Origin of the sequence: Desulfonatronum thiodismutans, assembly GCF_000717475.1 — a bacterium.
Taxonomy (GTDB): Bacteria; Desulfobacterota; Desulfovibrionia; order Desulfovibrionales; family Desulfonatronaceae; genus Desulfonatronum; species Desulfonatronum thiodismutans.
Window position 1 is genome coordinate 162,719 of record NZ_JPIK01000006.1, and the last position, 20,792, is coordinate 183,510.

The following is a 20,792-nucleotide window of genomic DNA, read 5'->3' on the forward strand; positions in this document are numbered from 1 at the left end:
ATCATGCAAGCGACAGACACGAACGGGAAGGTTTTCAAGCAAGTCAATCTGGACGTGGAGCAGGGCAAAGAGTGGGCTCGACAGGACTACATCGACATCTCACGGGCTTTTGACGCTATCAAGTGGATGTCAGAGTCAAAAGCAGATGAGTATTTCGAAAAATTTCAAGCGTTGGATGGGCTTTGCGGCATGTTTGATCGGCTATTTTTTCATTACTGCCACATGTTTGACCTTGACCTCACAGTTGAAGACGCCAAGGCGACCGGCAAGCAAGGCTGGAAGGAATGCTCTCAGCTTCACGAATTGCTTGCAGAAGTGCATGTGGAGCGGGACGGCATGAAGGGTCGAAAAATATGGAGGAAAATGCTTCGGGCGACCGGTGCCTACATTGCCACATTTTCTCGTGAGGAGATCGATAGGCTCTCACTCGAAGATCGGTTCGATGATCGCCACGAAGAGTTGATTTTCTAACCACACCACAAAAAAAACTCCCGAGGGGCGGAATCCCTCGGGAGCTGATCAGGAGATTACATAATGCGAAGCAAAAAAACGATAAGCCTTGTCAGGCTGGCGGTCAAGGACTGGATCACCTCCCTCACCTTTTTGGCCGTACTGATAGGTATGACCTTCACTCCCTGGATCAGGGGGAGGTGAGGTCATGCCCTATAAGCACTGCATCGAATGCGGATCAGAATTTTACCATGAGCACGGCGAAGAGTGGAAAGTCAGGTGCCTGGATTGCTGGCGCGAACGTAGGAACAGCGGCGAATCGCCTCCCAGGCCGTGGAGCACGGATCACAGCTTTGAGATTCGCCAGCTACGTCAACAGATTTGGCGGCTTGAGGGGGAACTCCAGGCTCTCCGTACTCTCGAACCCCTGGCGGACATTGGTCGGTTTATCCAAGACCATGCCCGTGACCTCCTCTTTTTAGTCCATCCTGACAAGCACTCCGGCCATCCGAAGGCGAACCAGATCACCTCCTGGATAAACAGCGAGGTGAGACGATGAAGGACTACATCCTCCAATTCCAAGAGCACATCGGGCAGGCAGGTCTCCGGCCATCCTCTATCTTGGCGGACGGCAACCTCCACAGGTGCCCGGTCGAAGGCGGCAAGCAGGGTACCCGAGACGGCGTTTACAAGCTACATCCTGACCGGCCACCATCAGGATATTACAAAAACCACAAGACAGGCGAAGAAGGCACCTGGACGTCATCCACGAAGGAGGGCCTGTCCCAGGCTGACCGAGATCGACTCCGGCAACGGATCGAGAAGGACCGGCAAGAGGCGGCGGCCAAGCTAAAGCGAGAGAGGCAGGCGACGGCGCGGGCAGCGCGGGCAATGCTGGCCAAGGCCGTGGATTGCTCCGGGTCTCACTATTTGGCCAAGAAGGGCGTGGGCACGGCTCCAGGTCTCAAAGAGCTCAAGGACGTGCTCCTGGTGCCCAGGCTGAACGTCAAGGGAGAAGTCATCTCCCTGGTCAGGATTTGGGAGGACGGCACGAAGAAGAACCTCCCCGGCGCAACGTATCCAGGCGGTTTTTTTGCCATCAAGGGCGCGGACGGCCCTCTCCTGATTTGCGAAGGTGTATCGACTGGACTCTCCCTCCACATGGGCACCGGGCTGACCGTGGTTTGTTCTTTCGATTGCGGCAACCTCCTGGCCGTGGCCGAGGGTGCCCGGTCGAAGTATCCCGAGCGGGAAATCATCATTTGCGCGGACATGGACGGCCATCAACCCGGCAACCCTGGTTTGACCTACGCCACCAAAGCGACCCAGGCCGTGGACGGCAAGCTGGCGGTGCCATCCACCCCAGGCAAGGCCAAGGTCGATTTTAACGACGTTCACCAAGCCCTCGGGTTGGAGGTCGTCAAGGCCCAGGTGGAGGCGGCCCAGACCGTCGAACCAGATCCCCAAGCCCAAGATCATGCCCAAACTCAAGAGCAGAATCAGGCCGAGGCGGATCGTTGGCTGGCAGCGCAAAGGCTATTTCCTCGGGTGCCATTCCCGTGGGACGTGCTCCCGGACCGGATCACCACCTCCCTTAAGCAGTTGGCACGTTCATGCGCGGGCAGTGCCCTTGCTCTCCCTGGCGTGGCGTTGTCGGTCACAGCGGCAGCGGTCGGCAACCTTGTGGCGGTCTCTCCAAAGCGGTCATGGCGCGAACCTCTGATTTTTTACATGGCAGACATCAGAGAGAGCGGCGAAGGCAAGACGGCTCCTCTCTGGGAGCTTTGCAGGCCCATGATCCAGAGACAGGAGCAGGAGAACGAACGGGCAGATATGGATCAGCGAGAATATGACTCCTTGGACAAGAAGGACAAGTACAAGGCTGAGAAGCCCCGCCCTGCCCGTGGATACTTCGCCACTGGATGCACCCTCGAAGGTCTCCGGCAAGACCTGACCAGCAACCCCACGGGCGGCATCATCATCATTCAGAGCGAACTCTCTTCCTTTATCAGCGGTCAGAACCAGTACAAAGGCGGCGGCGATGACCGGGAGGGCTGGCTTTGTCTCCATGACGGGAGACCTGCCCGAGTTGTCAGGGCTGGCGGTCGGACGGCCTATATCAAGGGAGCGAGACCCCAGGTCACTGGCGGCATCCAGCCGGAGATATTCCGAAAAGCGTTCACCTCCCTGGACGGCGTTTATATGACTGACGGCACGGTTTACAGGTTTTTGCCTACGTTTGAACCACCCTCCCACTTTGACCTGACCTCCGAGGCATGGACCGAGGAGAACCGGGTAGCGTGGGAGCAGGTCATCTCCAGGGCGTTGGCTTGGTCGGATCACAGAACGAACCAGGACCAAGGGCTGGACTTCAACGGACCGGACCGGCTGGATCTGATACTGGATCAGCAAGCCCAGGATCGGTTTTTTGATTGGCGCAACCACCTATCCAGCCAAAAGCACGAACTCCCGGCCCTGGTGCGAGGATTCACTCCAAAGACGGTCGGATATGCCCTCCGGCTTGCAGGTGCCCTCCATTTGCTCCGAGCGTTTGCGGCTGGAGAAGAACCCCGGCCCGTGTTGACCCTGGCAGGCATCGAGGACGGCATCCGGCTGGCCATGTTCTACGCGGGGCAGGCCGTGGACGCCCTCCGGCTCCTCCAGGGCAAGGACGAAGCCCAGGTGCAGGAGGTCTCGGACCGAACCCTTCGCCTTGCTCGAACCCTGGCGGACCTCAAGCTGGAGATCGACTCCGGGCGGCTGGCGGTCGGTCTCATTCAGGAGCGTTACAACCAGCGGACCACCAAGACGGATCAGTTTAGGACGGCCAAGAGCATGGGCGCGTTTATCCGGTCTCTCAGACTGAGCGTCTCTGAGGGCAAGCATCATGCAAACGGTCGGCAAGGCGTTTTTTGTCTCCTCTGGGACCAAAAGGCCGAGGACTTCATCAAGAGATTTAAGGACGTTGTGGATCAAAAACAACGTGCTCCTCACTCGGAGACCGGCGCAAACGCTAAGTTTGAGGACGTTGAGGACATTGAGGGCTTTGCTCCCCACTCGGGAGAAGTTGAGAATACTGGACTTGAGGACGTTGAGGGCGTTGAGGACTTCATTTCAGAAGATGAAGTAATAATATGAGCATCCCCTCCAATATCCAGATCATCAAGCAGGGTGACAAGCTACGGATCAAGGGCTTGGCTTACCTGCCCAAGGCAGAGCAGGCCCAGGTGGTGGATCACATCCGCCAAAACAAGGAGGCAATCCTCCTGGAGATCGAACGGGCTCTTGTTTCCGCGAAGGAATTCATCGAGCTGGTCCGCATGGGCGCGGCCAAGTTGCACACTGACAGTATGGGCGGGCTTTGGTGGTCTGCAAAAGACCAGGACGCGGACTCGATCACGTTTTTAGCGAACCTCTGGATGGAGGCTTATCCGGAGATGTTCCAGGCCCTTTACCGGGGCGAACTTGACCAATTACTATAAAAATAGGAGCAAGATATGCTTATCGTTAATGTTTTTTTTGCGATTCTGACTCAGGGTTTACGATCCGGGCGGCTAACCGTCTCAGACGAACGGACTACGCCCATCGACGAATTGCCGGATGCCTGCATCGGTTGGACTGCGGGCGAGGGCGAGGCGATGTTACACCCTGAGCGGACGATGGATGTCGTCAAGCGATTGACCGAGGAAGGAGGTATCACGTTTGAGGTGAAACCCCGCTTGCTCTGGAAACGTGTTGCCGAGGCCGGGTTGATCGTGGGAAGCGAGAAGGACCGGAACTCGCGCAAGATCACCGTGGGCGGAAAATACCAGAAAGTCGTTCACGTCTGGCTCACCCGTCCAGAATTGCCGACGGCCACGGCCCAGGAGGTGGAGGCCCCGGAGGTGAACCCGGCAGCCCAAGTTGTGACCGAGCCAGCGGCGGACCCAGCGGCGGACACTGACCAGCACAAGGCCATGAAGCGAGCGGTGGCGTGGATTAAACCACGAATTCACAGCCTGAAGCAAGCTGGATGGACGGCGCAAGCGCTTTTCCATGGTCCGGATTCCCTCGTCAGATCACCTTATTGGGAGCGGGCGACAGAGGCGAAAATCTATCCAGGCGGGATCGTGGGCTTCGAGGTTCCCGGTCCGATCTATTCATCAATCGTGAATGTGCGGCCTCCGTTTGAGGCACGACGAAGGCGAACGTGATTTGATGGTTCTGGGAGTTTTTACAGTCCCTAAAGGGTGGTGGAGGACCACCTTCCCCTCTCAAGAGTTTTGCCCACCTATAAAAAGGGTTGCGACCCGGCCAAACAGCTAACCCCGTGCCCCGGCCCTGAAGGCTGACAACTGGGGGGCACAGGTACAGGGCCTCAGACGGGAAAAACACACTCAAGTCGGTGTTCCTTGGTTGAGTCACACGAACCCTGGAAGACGGGCGTTTTTCGGCCCTGGCCGCCTATCTCTTAGTGGAGGTAGGCGGCTTTTTTTGTGTGCTTTGCTCAACAAAATCTATCGAGGGCCGGATGATTTCCGGACTGACTGCTTCGCGCGATTGCTTCTGTACTGGGTTCAAGTTCGAATTTTTCATAACAGTATGTCATTACAGTTGCTTTAAGCCTGATTTTTTGTGTTGCTGGCTGGGCAACATTTTTGATATGGAATCCAATCAAAAGGGTATGTTGATTCTGGTCCTCACGAAATTTCGGCCTCGTCAGCGATACCATTTTTTCTGTCTGGAAAATATGCGAGCAGGATGAATTTGGCATGAAAGAATTGGTCGAAGGTGTTGCCGCTATCATAGTTTTTGTTTTTTTGGAATTTTTGGGAATTACGCATTCCAGGTTGGCAGGAAAGGACTTCAGGTTGGCATTGGCGTAGAAATGTCGCAATAAGAGACCAAGCCGTGCAGATTGTTGATAGGGGTAGTCAGAAACAAACTCAGAACACTGACCAGAAGAATGTAGAGCTATTTCAGAGGAAATTTTAATCACACAAGGGGCCAGATAATGAGCAACCTACCGTTTCCTCAGTCCAATATGTATTGGATGCCGCGAAACAATCCACACTTGGCAGTGCAAATGCCAGACGGTCTGGAAGCAGTGGAGGACCCGGAGCACTTCACCTGGATACTGGTGAACAACCTTCAATGGGAGATTCAACAGGACGAAGACCCGCTGAGTGCGGCAAGGTATCTGGTTTCTGAGTGGGAGATGGCCGGGCTGATCGACCAGTATCCGGACCCGAGGCTTCTGGCCGACGGAGACAGCCAAGAGTGGGGACAATTGTTTCAGAGAGAAGACCTTCAGATGCGGATAAAGCAGGCACTGGGGAGGGTCCGGTTCCCGATAAAACTGAAGCCAAGCAGGGCAGCAAAGGACATGTTCGACGATCTGACGATGTACGACCGAGTAAACGCACTGATCGGTGAAATGTAGGAGAGCAAGAAAGGGGTTCTGGACGTAGCACTGAAATTGGAACATGAATGTGGCGGCTGGTATCCGAGAGGTAAAGGCCGGGATGACGAAACAGAAGTATGCGGAAATGCTGAACCTGATACCGCGTGAGGCGATGCGAGATTGGGCGGGCTTTTGATAACTCAACACAACAAGGCAGGAACATGAATCGGAACGGGAACAATATTGAAACACGGCTCTGGGGTGCGGCGGATGAGCTGCGGGCGAATTCCAAGTTGAAGTCGTCGGAGTATTCGGTCCCGGTGCTGGGGCTGGTTTTTCTGCGGTATGCGGACCACAAATTCCAGGTGGCTGCCAAGCAGCTTGAGGGTCAGGGTGGTGGGCGTCGTAAGATTGGGTCGCAGGATTATCAGGCCATGGGTGTCCTGTACCTGCCGGAGCAGGCCCGCTTTTCCGCGTTGATCCGCCTGCCCGAGGGCCAGAACATCGGTGCGGCCATCAATGATGCCATGCGGGCCATTGAGGCGGACAATCCGGACCTGAAGGACGTCCTGCCCAAAACCTACAATCGGTTTGAGAACTCCCTGCTCAAGGAACTGCTCAAGACCATGAATTCCGTGCCCATGGACATCGAGGGGGACGCGTTCGGTAAAATCTATGAGTACTTCCTGGGCAACTTCGCCAGGGCCGAGGGACAAAAAGGCGGGGAGTTCTTCACGCCCACGGCGCTTGTCCAGCTCATCGTCGGGATCATCGAACCCTACAATGGCCGTATCTTTGACCCGGCCAGCGGCTCCCTGGGCATGTTCGTACAGAGCGCCCACTTTGTCTCGGAGCACAAGAAGAATCCCAGCGCGACGCTGAGTTTATTCGGTCAGGAAAAGGTGGCCGAGACCGTGCGGCTGGGCAAGATGAACTTGGCCGTGCATGGACTGTCCGGCGACATCCGTCAGGGCAACGCCTATTACGAAGACCTGCACCGTTCCACCGGCAAGTTCGACTTCGTGATGGCCAATCCGCCCTTCAACGTGGATCGCGTGGACAAGGACCGGCTCAAGGACGACCCCCGCTTTCCCTTCGGCCTGCCCCGGACGGACAACGCCAACTACCTCTGGATTCAGATTTTCTACAGCGCCCTGAACGAAACCGGACGGGCCGGATTCGTCATGGCCAATTCCGCCTCGGACGCTCGCGGCTCAGAACTGGATATCCGCAAGCAGATCATCCAGGCTCAGGCCGTGGACGTGATGGTGGCCGTAGGCTCCAACTTCTTTTACACCGTCACCCTGCCCTGTACCCTCTGGTTTTTCGACAAGGCAAAGCGTACTTTGCCACCCTCACCCCCGGCCCCTCTCCCAGGGGGAGAGGGGAGATTGAACAGCGAAACCTTTTCTGGCTCCTCTCCCCTTGGGAGAGGCGGGGGAGAGGGTGGAAGAGTACGGTATTCCGATACCGTACTCTTCCTTGACGCCCGCCACATCTACCGCCAAATCGACCGCGCCCACCGAGACTGGACCCCGGCCCAGATCGAATTCCTGGCCAACATCGCCCGGCTCTACCGCGGCGAACAGCCCGAAAACCTCCACGACAGCGCCGAACTGATGGCCGAATCGTTCCCGGATGGCCAATATGCCGACATCCCCGGCTTGTGCAAAGTCATCACCATCGCCGAGATCGAGGCCCAAGGCTGGAGCCTGAACCCAGGCCGCTATGTCGGCGTGGCCGCCAGGGCCGAAGACGACTTCGACTTCAAGGAGCGACTGGAAGAACTGAACGAAGAACTGGAAGGGCTGAACGTCGAGGGCAGGGAACTGGAGGAGCGGATTGCCGAGAATGTGGTAAAGTTGTTGGAGGCTAGTTGATGTGGGAAAAAATGCGAATTTCTGATTTTGGGATGGTGGTGACTGGCAAAACCCCGTCCTCAAATAACCTTGAATTCTTTGGAGATACCTTCCCGTTCATTACACCAACGGATATGGGATCATGCCGTATTGTAGACACAGAACGAGGCATATCAAATGAAGGGTATAACAAATTTAAAAGACAAATATTACCACCAAAGTCAATTTGTTTTGTGTGCATTGGAGCAACTATAGGTAAAATATGTTTGACTACGAAAGATAGTTTAACAAACCAACAAATCAATAGTGTTGTTGTTAACAAAAGCAAACATAATCCATTCTTTGTGTATTATTTGCTTTCAACTTTAGCTGAAAGGGTTAAAGGAATCGCGAGTGGTGCTGCAACACCGATTGTAAACAAAACTACTTTTGAGGACATTGAGGTTAAAGCCCCACCCCTCCCCACCCAACGCAAAATCGCCTCCATCCTCTCCGCCTACGACGACCTGATCGAGAACAACCAGCGCCGGATCAAGATTCTGGAGGAAATGGCGCAGAACCTCTACCGCGAATGGTTCGTCAAATTTCGCTTTCCCGGACATGAAAAGGTAAAGTTCGTGGAATCGCCGCTGGGGAGGATTCCGGAGGGGTGGGAGGTCAGAGAACTTGGTGATATTTTGAAATTGAATTATGGGAAGGCGTTAAAAAAAGAGGATCGCGTTGACGGTGACATTCCTGTATACGGCTCAAGTGGGATAGTTGGGTACCATAGGAGTGCCATAGCAAGTGGGCCTGGAATAATTGTTGGTCGGAAGGGTAACGTCGGTAGTATTTTTTGGTCGGATAGTAGATTTTACCCAATAGATACGGTTTATTTTGTAACTTCAAATATCCCGCTACGCTTCCTCTTCTACGATCTTCAGACAAAAAACTTCTTAAACAATGATGCAGCAGTTCCAGGATTAAACCGCAACCAAGCATATTCGCTAAATACCGTTATTCCATCATCCGATTTATTGGCAAAATTTTGTCAATTTGCAGATGACTTTGAACAGCAAGCTAGTGCACTTCGCCAAAAAAACTCCACCCTCCGCCGCACCCGCGACCTGCTCCTTCCCAAACTCATCTCCGGCGAGATTGACGTCTCTGACCTGGATATTGCCGCGCCCGAGGAGGTTGAGGCATGAGGGTCGAGGAACTGCTGAAACGCCCGGAAGGCAAGTCCCTGGAGTTCAAGCAGGACATCTCCGCGCCGAAGAATATCCTCAAGTCTGTGATCGCTTTTGCCAACACCGCCGGCGGTACGGTGGTCATCGGGCGGGCTGACGACGGGACGATTGTCGGGGTGGATGACGTATTGGACGCGGAAGAGCGTCTGGCCAATCTGATCGCTGACAGTATCGCCCCGGGCATGATGCCGGAAATTGAGGCCGTGACCGTGGCGGACAAGGCTTTGCTCCTGATCCGGGTGGCGCACTGGCCCGGGCCGTTTTACCTGAAAGCCAAAGGGCCGGAGGATGGGGTGTTTGTCCGGCTGGGGTCCACCAATCGTCAGGCGGATGCGGCGACCTTGGAAGCCTTGCGGAGGTTGCACCATACCAGAACCTTCGACCAACTGCCCTGCGCGGGCACGGACGAATCCGACCTGGATCAAGCCGCCCTGCAACGATGGTTTGCCCACCAAAAAAGACCACTGAACGTGTCGGCCCTGGAATCTCTCGGCATGTTGACGCACCAGGGCGGGAGGCGGGTTGCCTCCAACGCGGGCGTGATCCTTTTTGGAACGACCGAGGCGAGGCAGCGATGCTTTCCGGATGCCCGCATCTCCTGCGCCCGCTTCCTGGGGCGCGACAAGAGCGAGTTTCTTGACCGCCAGGACATGAACGGGCTGCTGGAAGCCTTGGTGGATGTACCGAAGTTCATTGCCCGCAATACGCGCCTCGCGTCCCGGATCAACGGCATGCAACGGGAGGATGTTTCCGAATACAGCGCCGTGGCCCTGCGTGAAGTATTGGTCAACGCCGTAGCCCATGCTGATTACGCTCTCTCCGGGATGCGCTTTTTTGTCTCCATTTTTTCGGATCGATTGGAAATCCAGAGCCCGGGCATGTTCCCCTTTGGCATGACCCTGGAGAACTTCAAGGCCGGGGTCAGCCGGATCAGAAACCGGGCCATCTGCCGGGTGTTGCGCGAGATGGGCTTGATGGAAGAATGGGGCAGCGGCTATCAACGGATCACCAGCTCCTGCCGCCAAGGCGGCTATCCTGAACTAGAATGGCTGGAACTCGGGTCGTGCGTCCGGGTTGTTTTTCCGTCGCGTCTGGAATTATCCACTGATGAGCCTGTCCGAGCCGCTACCGCAAATGACCCTGTAAGTGAGCCTGTAAACGATCCTGTAAATGAGCTTGTAAATGAACGGCAAAAGTGGTTTCTCGACCAACTGAAGCAGGGTGTTCCGGTGAAGGCCGAAGGTATCGTTCAGCACTGGGGTGTCAGTCCGGCCACGGCCAAGCGGGATATTGCCGCATTGCGTCAACGCAAAATCATTGAGTTTTCCGGTGCGCCCAAGACCGGCGTTTACCGGCTCAAAACGAAAAAGGAATCAGCTCCATGAATCCGCCCATGGACTACACCGAAGACACCCTGGTCGAAAAACCAGCCATTGCCCTGCTGGAAGAGCTGGGCTGGACCCCGTTCAACGCCTTTCATGAATTCGATGGAGGTCTGAGCAGCCTGGGTCGGGAAAACAAGTCCGAGGTGATTCTCAAGTCCCGGTTGCGGGAGGCTCTGCTTGTGCTCAACCCCGATGCCGCGCCCGAGGCCATCCATGAGGCCATCGCCGAACTGAGCCGGGACCGCTCCCGCCTGAGCATGGTTGCGGCCAACCGGGAGGTCTACGAACTGCTCAAGAGCGGGGTGCGCGTCAGCGTCCCTGATCCGGAGGGCGACGGCGAGAGCGTGGAAGTTATCCGGGTCATGGACTGGGATGTGCCGGGCAACAACGACTTCCTGGTCTGCTCCCAGTTCTGGATCACCGGAGAGATGCACACCCGCCGCGCCGATCTGGTCGGGTTCGTCAACGGCCTGCCCCTGGTGCTGTTCGAACTCAAGGCCGTGCATCGCCGCCTGGAAACCGCCTTCACCGGCAACCTGCGCGACTACAAGGACACCATCCCCCAACTGTTCTGGCCCAATGCCCTGGTTATCCTCTCCAACGGCAGCCAGAGCCGGGTGGGCAGCATCACCGCCGGTTGGGAACACTTCGCGGAATGGAAAAAGGTGGACAGCGAAGACGAACCGGCCCGCGTCTCCCTGGAAACCATGCTCCGCGGGGTTTGCGATCCGGACAGGCTGCTGGACCTGGTGGAGAACTTTACCCTGTTCCAGGAAGCCCCCGGCGGACTGATCAAGCTGACGGCCAAGAACCATCAGTATCTGGGCGTGAACAACGCGATCGCTGCGCTGATCGCGACCCTCTCCCCGGCCCTCTCCCCGGCCCTCTCCCAGGGGGAGAGGGGGAAAGAGGATGGGGAAAATCCGGGCCAGAAAGAGAAGGGCAAGGGGCATTATCGAGGGGGGTATGATTTTGGCGGTCTTGTGAGTCGCGCTCGGGAATTGAGGCAATTGCAGACACCAGCCGAAGAAATTCTTTGGGTATTTTTGAGAAGCAAACAGCTTTTTGGGTATAAATTTCGGCGTCAGCATCAGATTGGTGATTATATCGTGGATTTTTATTGTCATGCCGCGAAATTGATCATCGAGGTTGACGGCAGCATTCATGACGTCCCTGAAAAGCAAACCAAGGACAAGAAAAAGCAAGCTTACCTCAAGGGTCTTGGGTACAAGATAATCCGAATCCCAAATGCCTCCATTCTTGATTCTCCTCACAAGGCACTCAATTTGATTGTCTTACACCTCCCCTCTCCCCCTGGGAGAGGGGCCGGGGGTGAGGGGAACACCGCCGAGAAGGCCAAAGGCCGTCTCGGCGTGTTCTGGCACACCCAGGGCAGCGGCAAGAGCGTGTCCATGATGTTCTTCACCCAGAAGGTCTTGCGCAAGATTCCGGGCAACTGGACCTTTGTCGTGGTCACGGACCGTTTGGAACTGGACGGGCAAATCTACAAGCATTTCGCCACGTCCGGCGTGGTCACGGAAAGCCAGGCCCAGGCCGAGAGCAGCCGCCATTTGCGCCAACTGCTGGGCGAAGATCACCGCTTTGTCTTCACCATCATCAACAAGTTTCGCACCGAACGCGGCGAAACGCATCCCGTACTTTCCGAGCGGGACGACATCATCGTGATCACCGACGAGGCCCACCGCAGCCAGTACGACACCATGGCCCTGAACATGCGCACGGCCCTGCCCAAGGCCTCGTTCCTGGCCTTTACCGGCACGCCCTTGATCGTGGGCGAAGAGAAAACGCGGCTGGTCTTCGGGGACTACATCAGCGTGTACGATTTTCAGCAGTCCGTGGCGGACGGGGCCACGGTGCCGCTCTATTACGAAAACCGCATTCCGGAACTGCAACTGACCAACGCCAACCTGAACGCGGACATGGAGCGCCTGTTGGAAGAGGCCGAGCTTGACGAGGCCCAGGAGAAAAAGCTGGAGCGGGATTTTGCCAGGGAATACCACCTGATTACCCGCGAGGACCGCCTGGAGGCCATTGCCAAGGATCTGGTGAATCATTTCTCGTCCAGGGGCTTCCGGGGCAAAGGCATGATGATCTGCATCGACAAGGCCACGGCGATCCGGATGTATGACAAGGTGCGGAATCACTGGGATGCGAAGATCGCGGAATTGCGGGGAGAGTTGGACGGGGTGAACGAGGATGACCGGAGCGCCCTGGACGAAGACGTCCTGACCGAAATGGAGCAGCGTATTGCCTGGATGCGCGAAACCGACATGGCCGTGGTGGTCTCCCAGGGCCAGAACGAGATCGCTGAGATGGTCGCCAAGGGCTTGGACATCAAACCGCACCGCAAGCGGATGCTGGATGAAGACCTGGAAACCAGATTCAAGAAACCCGATGATCCACTCCGGCTGGTGTTTGTCTGCGCCATGTGGATCACCGGCTTCGACGTGCCCAGTTGCTCCACGCTATATCTGGACAAGCCCATGCGCAACCACACCCTGATGCAGACCATCGCCAGGGCCAACCGGGTCTTTTTCGGCAAGGTATGCGGCCTGATCGTGGACTACGTCGGCGTGTTTCGCAACCTGGAAAAAGCCCTGGCCATTTACGGTTCCAAGGGCAGTTCCGGGACGGACAAATCAGAAGACAAAAAGCCGGTGGAGGACAAGTCCGCATTGGTGGCCGCGCTGCGCCACGCCCTGGGTGAAACCGAACGGATGTGCCGCAGTCATGGAATCCATCTGGACGCCATTCGGGCGGCTGATGGCCTGAATTGTGTGGGACTGCTGGACGATGCCGTTGACGCTCTGGTGGGAACCGAGGAAATCAAGCGCGGTTACCTTGATCTGGCCAACGTGGTCCAGCGGCTCTACAAGGCCGTTCTGCCCGACCCCGAGGCCAAGGAATTCGCTGCCCAGGTCATGCCCATTCAGGTCATCGCCGAAAAAATCCGTGACCTGACCCCGCCAGCGGATATTTCCCTGATCATGGAGCAGGTGGAGGACCTACTGGACCGTTCCGTGGCCACGGAAGGCTACATTATCCATCAGACTCATCCGGATTACGGAGAAGAAAACTGGGTTGACCTGAGCGGAATTGATTTTGACGCCCTGGCCGAGAAGTTCAAAAAGGGCCGCAAACGAACCATCAATGAAAAACTCAAGGGCACCCTGGCCCGCAAGCTGATGGCCATGCTTCGTCTCAACCCCACGCGCATGGACTATCTGGAAAAATTTCAGGCCATGATCGACGATTACAACAAAGGCAGCCTGAATGCCGAGGAATTCTTCCATCGCCTGAAGACATTCGCCGGGAATCTGACCCATGAAGAACAGCGGGCCGTCAGCGAGCAACTGACCGAGGAGGAATTGACCTTGTTCGACCTGCTGACCAAGCCGGATATTGAACTGAGCGAAAAAGACAAGATCAAGGTCAAAGCCACGGCCCGCCAACTCCTTGAAGCCTTGAAAAGAGAGAAGCTGGTCCTGGACTGGCGTAAACGTCAACAGGCCCGCGCCGAGGTCCGCGTGACCATCGAAAAAGTCCTGGATGCTGGCCTGCCCAGAGTCTATACCCCGGAGCTTTTCAACCAGAAAAGCTCAGCCGTGTATCAGCACGTCTATGATGCCTATTTCGGGGATGGGGGCAGCGTGTACGGAACGGCGGCGTGATTGAGGTTGGGGGTTCTATGGACTGGTGGACATTGAAACAACTCCGGGCACAGGTCATGAGTGATTTGCAAAACTTGATTCCGAGTGGCTACTTTGAAAACGAAGCCAAGGAAATGAAATTTGATCCGAGTTTTGATAACGCGAAACATCTCTCGGCGGAGCATCGATGGGGTTATCTCGCGGGGAAGCTTGGAAAGGATTTGTTTTTCGAAGGACCTGCCAATATGACCGCCCGACAAGTCGCCGCCTCTGAAGTGCTTATGAATCTTGGCATGTTGGCTTCATCCGAAGCTGTGCTGGCCATAGCCCGACAGCTTTCCCAACGCGCTACTGAACTCAAGATTCCTGACGGCAACGCTGGGAAAGTGGCCAAGCAGGTTGAAACCGAACATATCCCCACCTTCGAGGAGAACATCAAGGGCGCATTAACACAGTATCTGAGTTATCTCGGGACAGATGAAGCGAATCCTTTTCGGTCATTGATTGAAACAGATTACGACCTGAAACCATCTCGCCGACGTGGTCCAGGTTTTCACAAGATAATCGAGTTGAAACCCAACTTCTATGGCGTTGGTCTCAACCTGAACGCGGCCATTGATTTGATAAGCGGATACTCCGCCTCAATGAGGCGCTGGCTCGGAAAAAAAGGCTGAAGGCAGCCACCCTGTAACTCTGTCAATCTGGTGGTGGCCAAGTGAGAGAGCCGGGAGGTTTTGGCAGCGAAGTTTGGAAATGAGATGGGCAGGACTACGGTCAATGCCCAGGACTCGGGCATGTCATGGACAAAGACGGGTTGAATTATCTAATGTCAAAAGTCGAAGCGTTGGCGGCTTTTCTCGGAGACCACAAGGAGCAGGAGATCGGCAAGGATGGATAAACTTATGCACCACTTAAAAAAGGGTCGCATCCTTGCCACGTATTCTCGTTCTAAGACTTTTTCGTTCGGGCTAGCATTCTATCCTTCCCTCCCAGATAGACATGCCAAGAAAGCAAGGCCATCTCCAGGATCAGTACGTCGAAGGCTTCCGGCAATCGGTCGAGATCAGGTCAATACTCACATTGGTTTACCAGGGGTTGACCAAAAACGGTTTTTTGAGCTTGAAGACAAAAAAAGAGGCTACGATTTTCACCGTAACCTCTTGAATTTCCTGGTGGGTCACCAAGGAATCGAACCTTGAACCTCCGGATTAAGAGTCCGCTGCTCTGCCAGTTGAGCTAGTGACCCAGGGAAGTGCCGCTCGCGGCAAGACACGGCGTATAGACCTCACTCATGTAGCTTGTCAAGGTGGATTTAATGAAGCGTTTTTTTTGGGGGCGTGAAGCGGAAAGTATGGAACGAGGCTGGTTCGTTTCGGGGCGGGCATGGTTGTTTGGTTTTTTGCTGCTGCTCGGTTTTGGGGCCGGCCTAGGGACCGGGATCGGCCCTTGGGAGCGCCCGGCTCACGGTGACACGACTCCGGCGCCGTATTCGTCCAGGCTGGAAACGTATGTGCTGGATGAGGCCCTTGGTCCTTTGCCAGCCGGCGCGACGGTGGGGGTGTACTGGGTGACTCCGGCACCGGGCTGGTACGCTTACGGACACGAGCCCGGTCCCACCGGCATGCCGACCACGCTGCAAGCCATGCTCGCGCCGGGCGAGGAATATCTGCGCGTGCTGTATCCTCCGGGCGTCGTGATCGAGGACAGCCTGGAGCCCGGCGTGATGGTGGAGGCATTCAAGGAGGCTACGCCGCTATTCGTGGTTTTGCCCGGCGAAGAAGTTTTACGGGAGCGCGACGTCCTTCATGTCCACCTGCGAATGCTGCTCTGCTCGGATCGCAGTTGCTGGCCCATCGATCTGCGCGAAGAGCACGAGGTAGCGGATCTTCTGGAACGAACGCGTCACGTTTCGGGGGACGAGCCGGACTGGACCGAACGGCTGTTGACGGCGGCTCCTGGAGCCACGACGACCCCATTCGTTCGGCCCGGCGTCGCAAGCGCTCCGGTCACCGAGCAGGCATTCATCGAATACGCCCCGGAGCGGCTCAAACCCGTCTCCTTTCAGCCCGGGCTGGAAGTTCGCGGGTTGGGCAAGGCTTTACTGCTGGCCCTGCTCGGGGGATTGATCCTGAACCTGACGCCCTGCGTGCTGCCCGTGGTCAGCCTGAAGCTGCGCGGTCTGATTCCGGATGCCTCCTCCGGGGATCTGGAAAGCCAGCGCAAGGCGTTTCGGGATCACAATCAACTCTTCGCTTTGGGCATTTTGACGTTTTTCATGATTCTGGCGTTTCTGCTCTCCCTGACCGGGATGGTCTGGGGTCAGATATTTCAAAGCCCGACTACGGTGATCATCCTGGCCACGCTTTTACTGGCTTTGAGCCTGAGTCTGTTCGGCGTCTTCAACCTTCCGGTGATTGACCTGAAGATGGGCCGCAAGGGTGACTCCTCCCTGTCCAGCGAAGGGCAGGCGTATTTTACGGGGATGTTGGCCACGCTTTTGGCCACGCCGTGCAGCGGACCGTTTTTGGGCGGCGTCCTGGCCTGGACCCTGATCCAGCCGCCTCTGGTGGTGGCCGGGGTCTTCTTCTGCGTGGGCCTGGGCATGGCCGCGCCGTACTTCGTGGTCAGTTTCTTTCCCAACCTGGTCCGCTTCCTGCCCAGGCCGGGCAACTGGACCCTCTATCTGGAAAAGGCCCTGGGATTTCTGCTCCTGGCCACCTGCATCTACCTGCTGACCTTCCTGCCCGGAGAGTTCCTGTTCCCGGTGCTGATCCTGTTCTGGACCACGGGCATGGCCTCCTGGATTTGGGGAGGATGGACGAATCTGTCGCATTCCGCGTTGCGGCGCTGGTCGATTCGGGCCGGGGCTCTGGTTCTGGTGCTGGCCGCCGGAGGCTGGGCCTTGACCGCCAAGCCCGTATCCAGCGACTGGGAGCCGTTTTCCGCTGAACTGTACGTCCAGGCTCTGGGCGCGGACCGGATGCTCGTGGAATTTACCGCCGAATGGTGCCCGAACTGCAAGTTCCTGGAAAAAACCGTGCTCACTCCGGGCAATCTCTCTCCGTTTCAGGACAAGTACGGCCTGCGCCTGGTCAAGGTGGACCTGACCCATGACAACCCGGACGGGATGGCTCTCTTGCGGGGCCTAGGCAGCCAAAGCATCCCCCTGGTGGCGATCTTTGATCGCGGCGAGTCGGCGGAGCGTCCGATGATTCTCAGAGATCTCTTCACCTTGGGGCAACTGGAGCAGGCCTTGGAAACGGCTTTTGGACGGCAATGAGGGACGACCTGGGCGCAGAGCGGGGCGAAACGCCCGGGTCTCATGCCGCCAAAATATAGTCGCGCCCCGGAAGGTATCCCCGCCCGCGCAGGAAGCCTTCGATATCCTCGGCCCCGCCGTGACCGGCGACGTAGGAGACCAGAAAGGCCCGTCCCGGTGGGGGGGCTTCGTCGCGATGGATGACGGGACGGCCGGCCACGCGGCGATTGATTTTGCGCGGATCGATGTCCAGCCAGGCGGTGATCTCCACGCCGTTATCCAGCAGCATTTCCGCCCGACGGCGGGTGATCCGGCCCGCGCCCATAACCATGATTTTAGGGTGATGCGGATTGTGCTTCGTCAACCATCTTGCCAGATAAACCGCCTTGACGGCGTAGAACTCCCGGACGCCGTAGCGGGGGTGGGTCCGGGAGAGGCGGTGCGGAGGGTCGTTCCAGACGTACAGCGTCTCGGGCAGTTTGGCCATGCGCACGCCGAGACTCAGCCAGCGCAGCCAGAGTTCATAATCTTCGGGAAACGGTCCGTCCCGATAGGCCCCGAATTGGTCAACCAGCTCCTTGCGGAACATCACGGTGGGATGGACCAGGGGGGATTCGCGGAACCGCCCCAGGCTGATTTGTTGATGATCCAGCAAGGTGTTGGTCCAGTCCAGGTGCCGCTTATATCCTCCGGCACGCTCCGCGCTCCCGCCGAACGCGGCCCGACAGGCGACGAGGCCCACTTCCCGATTTTGCCGCAGGAAGTCGACCTGCTTTTGCAGCCGCTCCGGCTGGCTGACGTCGTCGGCGTCCATGCGCGCGATGACCGCCCCGCGCGCGCCGGTCAGCCCGTGATTCAGGGCCTGAACGATTCCCCCGTGCTTGATTCCCAGCACCCGGACGCGACGGTCGTTCCGGGCATATTCCTGAAGGACGGCGTGGGTGGCGGACGTTCCAGACTCATCGGCAGGGCCGTTATCCGACCGGTCGTCGGAGCCGTCGTCCACCGCGATGATCTCCAGCTCCGCGAAGGATTGGCGGAGCAGGCTGTCCAGCGCATCCGGCAAGGTGGCGGCGGCGTTGTGGACGGGCAGGAGGACGGAAATCATGGCAATCCTTGAGTTCTGGACACAAAGGCGTACAAGGCCACGAAGACATGCCGGGGGTTGAAACAAAGGTCAAGCCTGAGTATGCCGAGACTATCCGTGCAGGAGTTTAGGCAAAAATTCAGGCGAGAACCTCAAGGAGCGCCGCAGTGAAACAACCTCGAATCTCCCTCGGGGTGAAAATTCTGGGATTGATTTCCCTGGTGACCTGTCTGGTGTTTTTCGGCCTTTTTGCGGCCAATTACTACTGGAAACAAAAGATCACCATCCACCAGATCGACCGCCTGGGGCTGCGTGTTTCCGAATTGCTGAGCATGGCCATCGACGGCCCGATGCGCCGGGGCGACAACCCCGGAACCCACGAGCAGTTCCGGGTCGCCTCGGATTTGTACGAGGATATTCGGATCTACCTGACGGACTTTCGCGGCAACGTCACCTACTCCACGGAACCCGAAACCCTGCGTCGCGACCTTCTCGACCTTTACGACCACCCCGAGGTCCGGGACATGCTCGTCCTCAGTCTCAAGGGGGGGGAAGGCTCGGGCAGACTCCTGGAACTGCGGGATCGTCCCTACTACCTGCGGGTCAGGAGCATTGCCAACAGTCCGGAATGTCACCATTGCCACGGCGCGAGTCAGCCGACCCTCGGCGCGCTTTTCGAGTTTCAGGACATGCACGAGGATTTCTCCCAGCTTCGGACCATGCAGATGTACGGCGGGCTGATGGCTTTCGGCGGGCTGGCGGCGCTGTTGGCTTGCGTTCTGCTTTATCTGCGCTCACATCTGCTGGATCGCATCGGCAAGCTGTCCCGGGTCAGTCAGGCGATTCGTCAGGGCAATTATTCGGAGGACTTCAGCATTCAGGGTTCGGATGAACTCAGCGAATTGGGGCATAACCTTTCCACCATGGTCCATCGGCTGCAGGCCGCGGAGAAGTACGCCGCCATCGGCGAGTTTTCCACGTACATCGCCCATGAAATCCGCAACCCGCTTTTCGCCATCGGCGGCTTTGCCAACACCCTGGTCCGGGCGCCGGGGCTGGACGACACCAGCATGAAAAAGGTCAAAATCATCCTAAGCGAATCCAAACGACTGGACGACATATTGCGGACGTTCATTAATTTTTCGCGCCCCCTGGAACTGACCATGAGCCCGGTGCGGATCGACATGCTGGCAAAGGAGGTGACGCGCTCCCTGGACGCATCCATCCTTACCCCGAACATCCGCGCTCGGCTGGATATGGCCGAAACGATCCCATCCATTGTCACGGACCCGGAAATGGTACGGCAATGTCTGAAAAATCTGATCAAAAACGCCGTGTCCACCATGCCTTCCGGCGGGGAACTGCGGATTTCCGTCCGAGAGGGCAGGGACAACGTTGTCTTGGAGGTCGCCGACACCGGGCACGGACTGCCCAGCGACGTTCTGGATCATCCCTTCAATCCGTTCACCAGTCTGGAGTTGGCGATGACCCGGAAGATCGTGATTGATCTGGGTGGAGAACTGCAATTGGAAAGCAGCCGGGAGAAAGGAACCACGGCCACGTTGCGTCTGCCCAAGATCCGAAGCGCCGAGGTGGGAGTGAGGGAGGCCTGAGTCAGGAGTCAGGAGTCANNCAGGAGTCAGGAGTCAGGAGATCGCGGGTGGTGTGGGGTGTCAAGGGTTGGGAAGGAGATTGTGAAGGGAACGTGAAAATGTCGTGAGAGGGGAAGAGACTTGGAACTGATTATTGCCACGAGAAATAAGGGCAAGGCCTCGGAAATCGAGGCATTGTTGCAGGAGTTCGACGTGCGGGTGCTGACCATGGATGCGTTCCCGGAGATTGGCGAGATTCCGGAAACAGGCGAGACGTTCGAGGAGAACGCCTTGATCAAGGCCAGGGCCGTGGCCCGGTTGACCGGACTGATGGCCCTGGCGGACGACTCCGGTCTGGAAGTGGACGCCCTGGCGGGTGCGCCGGGCGTATATTCGGCCCGGTTCAGCGGCCCTGACGCCACGGATGAGACGAACAACTCCCTGTTGTTGTCCCGGCTGGAAGGGGTTCCCTGGGAGGACCGAGAGGCTCGTTTCGTCAGCGTGATCGCGGTCCATGCCCCGGTGATGGGCGGGAAGGAACTGCTGGCCAGAGGGACATGGTCCGGCAGGATCGCTCTCTCCCCTCAAGGCCGGAACGGCTTTGGCTATGATCCGCTGTTTTTCGACGAGGAACTCGGCCTGACGTCCGCCCAACTGGAACCGGCCGAGAAAAACAAATGCAGCCACAGGGCCGTCGCCCTGCGCCGCTTGGCCGCCGCCTGGCCGGACTTCATCCGCGAAATTCAGGGCAAGGGCCTGAAGGTCTAGCTGGAGGCCCGGTAACCCCTTGACTTCAGGGCCAATGATGGTCACTTTGAAGTGCGCGACTGCCTTTGGCGGTCCTTTCCGGCATCTTTCCAGTTTTTCTTGCCGCCGT

16 protein-coding genes and 1 tRNA gene are annotated in these 20,792 nt (G+C 57.2%); 14 read left to right on the forward strand and 3 right to left on the reverse strand.

The window, feature by feature from the left end; genetic code table 11:
* Window positions 1–3 precede the first annotated feature (3 nt).
* The 4 genes from GY33_RS0106245 (at window position 4) to GY33_RS0106270 (ending at window position 4,643) form a co-directional block, all read left to right on the forward strand.
* Window positions 4–471: a hypothetical protein gene (locus GY33_RS0106245; protein ID WP_031386516.1), complete on the forward strand. Its 468-nt coding sequence runs from the start codon at window positions 4–6 to the stop codon at window positions 469–471.
* Between the two features lie 534 nt (window positions 472–1,005).
* Window positions 1,006–3,588, forward strand: a complete 2,583-nt coding sequence (locus GY33_RS19660) for a DUF3987 domain-containing protein (RefSeq protein ID WP_051822350.1) — start codon at window positions 1,006–1,008, stop codon at window positions 3,586–3,588.
* A complete protein-coding gene (locus GY33_RS0106265; RefSeq protein WP_031386519.1) occupies window positions 3,585–3,932 on the forward strand; it encodes a hypothetical protein in 348 nt (115 codons plus the stop codon). The genes GY33_RS19660 and GY33_RS0106265 overlap by 4 nt, the downstream gene beginning before the upstream one ends.
* A 15-nt stretch (window positions 3,933–3,947) precedes the next feature.
* Window positions 3,948–4,643 (forward strand): hypothetical protein, encoded by a 696-nt coding sequence (locus GY33_RS0106270; protein ID WP_031386520.1) that lies wholly within the window; start codon window positions 3,948–3,950, stop codon window positions 4,641–4,643.
* Between the two features lie 293 nt (window positions 4,644–4,936).
* Here the strand turns inward: GY33_RS0106270 and GY33_RS20910 are convergent, their stop codons facing one another.
* Complete coding sequence (locus GY33_RS20910) at window positions 4,937–5,428, reverse strand: hypothetical protein (RefSeq protein WP_152555095.1); 492 nt, start codon at window positions 5,426–5,428, stop codon at window positions 4,937–4,939.
* Between the two features lie 15 nt (window positions 5,429–5,443).
* Here GY33_RS20910 and GY33_RS0106280 point away from each other — a divergent pair, with 15 nt between their 5' ends.
* From GY33_RS0106280 to GY33_RS20915, 7 genes are all read left to right on the forward strand, one after another.
* A complete protein-coding gene (locus tag GY33_RS0106280) occupies window positions 5,444–5,872 on the forward strand; it encodes a hypothetical protein (RefSeq protein ID WP_031386521.1) in 429 nt (142 codons plus the stop codon).
* A gap of 182 nt (window positions 5,873–6,054) precedes the next feature.
* Window positions 6,055–7,713 (forward strand): type I restriction-modification system subunit M, encoded by a 1,659-nt coding sequence (locus GY33_RS0106290; protein WP_031386522.1) that lies wholly within the window; start codon window positions 6,055–6,057, stop codon window positions 7,711–7,713.
* Window positions 7,713–8,879, forward strand: a complete 1,167-nt coding sequence (locus GY33_RS20335; protein ID WP_152555096.1) for a restriction endonuclease subunit S — start codon at window positions 7,713–7,715, stop codon at window positions 8,877–8,879. Before GY33_RS0106290 ends, GY33_RS20335 begins: the two co-directional genes overlap by 1 nt.
* Window positions 8,876–10,306 (forward strand): ATP-binding protein, encoded by a 1,431-nt coding sequence (locus GY33_RS0106300; protein WP_051822351.1) that lies wholly within the window; start codon window positions 8,876–8,878, stop codon window positions 10,304–10,306. Before GY33_RS20335 ends, GY33_RS0106300 begins: the two co-directional genes overlap by 4 nt.
* Entirely contained in the window at window positions 10,303–13,998 is a 3,696-nt protein-coding gene (locus GY33_RS20340; RefSeq protein ID WP_152555097.1) for an HsdR family type I site-specific deoxyribonuclease, read from the forward strand. Before GY33_RS0106300 ends, GY33_RS20340 begins: the two co-directional genes overlap by 4 nt.
* A 17-nt stretch (window positions 13,999–14,015) precedes the next feature.
* A complete protein-coding gene (locus tag GY33_RS0106310) occupies window positions 14,016–14,651 on the forward strand; it encodes a hypothetical protein (protein WP_161788448.1) in 636 nt (211 codons plus the stop codon).
* A gap of 216 nt (window positions 14,652–14,867) precedes the next feature.
* Window positions 14,868–15,176 (forward strand): hypothetical protein, encoded by a 309-nt coding sequence (locus GY33_RS20915; RefSeq protein WP_152555099.1) that lies wholly within the window; start codon window positions 14,868–14,870, stop codon window positions 15,174–15,176.
* Here the strand turns inward: GY33_RS20915 and GY33_RS0106325 are convergent.
* Window positions 15,148–15,223: transfer RNA gene (locus GY33_RS0106325), tRNA-Lys, on the reverse strand. The two genes, GY33_RS20915 and GY33_RS0106325, sit on opposite strands and share 29 nt — an antisense overlap.
* Before the next feature lie 69 nt (window positions 15,224–15,292).
* Between GY33_RS0106325 and GY33_RS0106330 the strand changes: the two genes are divergently transcribed.
* Complete coding sequence (locus tag GY33_RS0106330) at window positions 15,293–17,257, forward strand: protein-disulfide reductase DsbD family protein (protein WP_051822352.1); 1,965 nt, start codon at window positions 15,293–15,295, stop codon at window positions 17,255–17,257.
* 40 nt (window positions 17,258–17,297) lie between these two features.
* Here GY33_RS0106330 and GY33_RS0106335 read toward each other — a convergent pair whose 3' ends face one another.
* Window positions 17,298–18,344 carry a glycosyltransferase gene (locus tag GY33_RS0106335; protein WP_031386528.1) on the reverse strand — a complete coding sequence of 349 codons (1,047 nt, stop codon included), beginning with the start codon at window positions 18,342–18,344 and terminating at the stop codon, window positions 17,298–17,300.
* A 146-nt stretch (window positions 18,345–18,490) separates the two neighbouring features.
* On the opposite strand from GY33_RS0106335, the gene GY33_RS19665 reads away from it, so the two are divergent.
* Both GY33_RS19665 and GY33_RS0106345 read left to right on the forward strand, forming a co-directional pair.
* Window positions 18,491–19,936 carry a HAMP domain-containing sensor histidine kinase gene (locus tag GY33_RS19665; protein WP_051822353.1) on the forward strand — a complete coding sequence of 482 codons (1,446 nt, stop codon included), beginning with the start codon at window positions 18,491–18,493 and terminating at the stop codon, window positions 19,934–19,936.
* A gap of 120 nt (window positions 19,937–20,056) precedes the next feature.
* Window positions 20,057–20,683: an XTP/dITP diphosphatase gene (locus GY33_RS0106345; protein ID WP_031386530.1), complete on the forward strand. Its 627-nt coding sequence runs from the start codon at window positions 20,057–20,059 to the stop codon at window positions 20,681–20,683.
* The last annotated feature ends 109 nt before the right edge of the window (window positions 20,684–20,792 follow it).

Coding starts and splice junctions, on each gene's coding strand:
- GY33_RS0106265 (WP_031386519.1), top strand. CDS start 3,585: ATGAGCATCCCCTCCAATATCCAGATCATCAAGCAGGGTGACAAGCTA.
- GY33_RS0106290 (WP_031386522.1), top strand. CDS start 6,055: ATGAATCGGAACGGGAACAATATTGAAACACGGCTCTGGGGTGCGGCG.
- GY33_RS0106270 (WP_031386520.1), top strand. CDS start 3,948: ATGCTTATCGTTAATGTTTTTTTTGCGATTCTGACTCAGGGTTTACGA.
- GY33_RS20340 (WP_152555097.1), top strand. CDS start 10,303: ATGAATCCGCCCATGGACTACACCGAAGACACCCTGGTCGAAAAACCA.
- GY33_RS0106300 (WP_051822351.1), top strand. CDS start 8,876: ATGAGGGTCGAGGAACTGCTGAAACGCCCGGAAGGCAAGTCCCTGGAG.
- GY33_RS0106310 (WP_161788448.1), top strand. CDS start 14,016: ATGGACTGGTGGACATTGAAACAACTCCGGGCACAGGTCATGAGTGAT.
- GY33_RS0106330 (WP_051822352.1), top strand. CDS start 15,293: ATGAAGCGTTTTTTTTGGGGGCGTGAAGCGGAAAGTATGGAACGAGGC.
- GY33_RS0106245 (WP_031386516.1), top strand. CDS start 4: ATGCAAGCGACAGACACGAACGGGAAGGTTTTCAAGCAAGTCAATCTG.
- GY33_RS19660 (WP_051822350.1), top strand. CDS start 1,006: ATGAAGGACTACATCCTCCAATTCCAAGAGCACATCGGGCAGGCAGGT.
- GY33_RS0106335 (WP_031386528.1), bottom strand. CDS start 18,344: ATGATTTCCGTCCTCCTGCCCGTCCACAACGCCGCCGCCACCTTGCCG.
- GY33_RS20335 (WP_152555096.1), top strand. CDS start 7,713: ATGTGGGAAAAAATGCGAATTTCTGATTTTGGGATGGTGGTGACTGGC.
- GY33_RS20915 (WP_152555099.1), top strand. CDS start 14,868: ATGGATAAACTTATGCACCACTTAAAAAAGGGTCGCATCCTTGCCACG.
- GY33_RS0106280 (WP_031386521.1), top strand. CDS start 5,444: ATGAGCAACCTACCGTTTCCTCAGTCCAATATGTATTGGATGCCGCGA.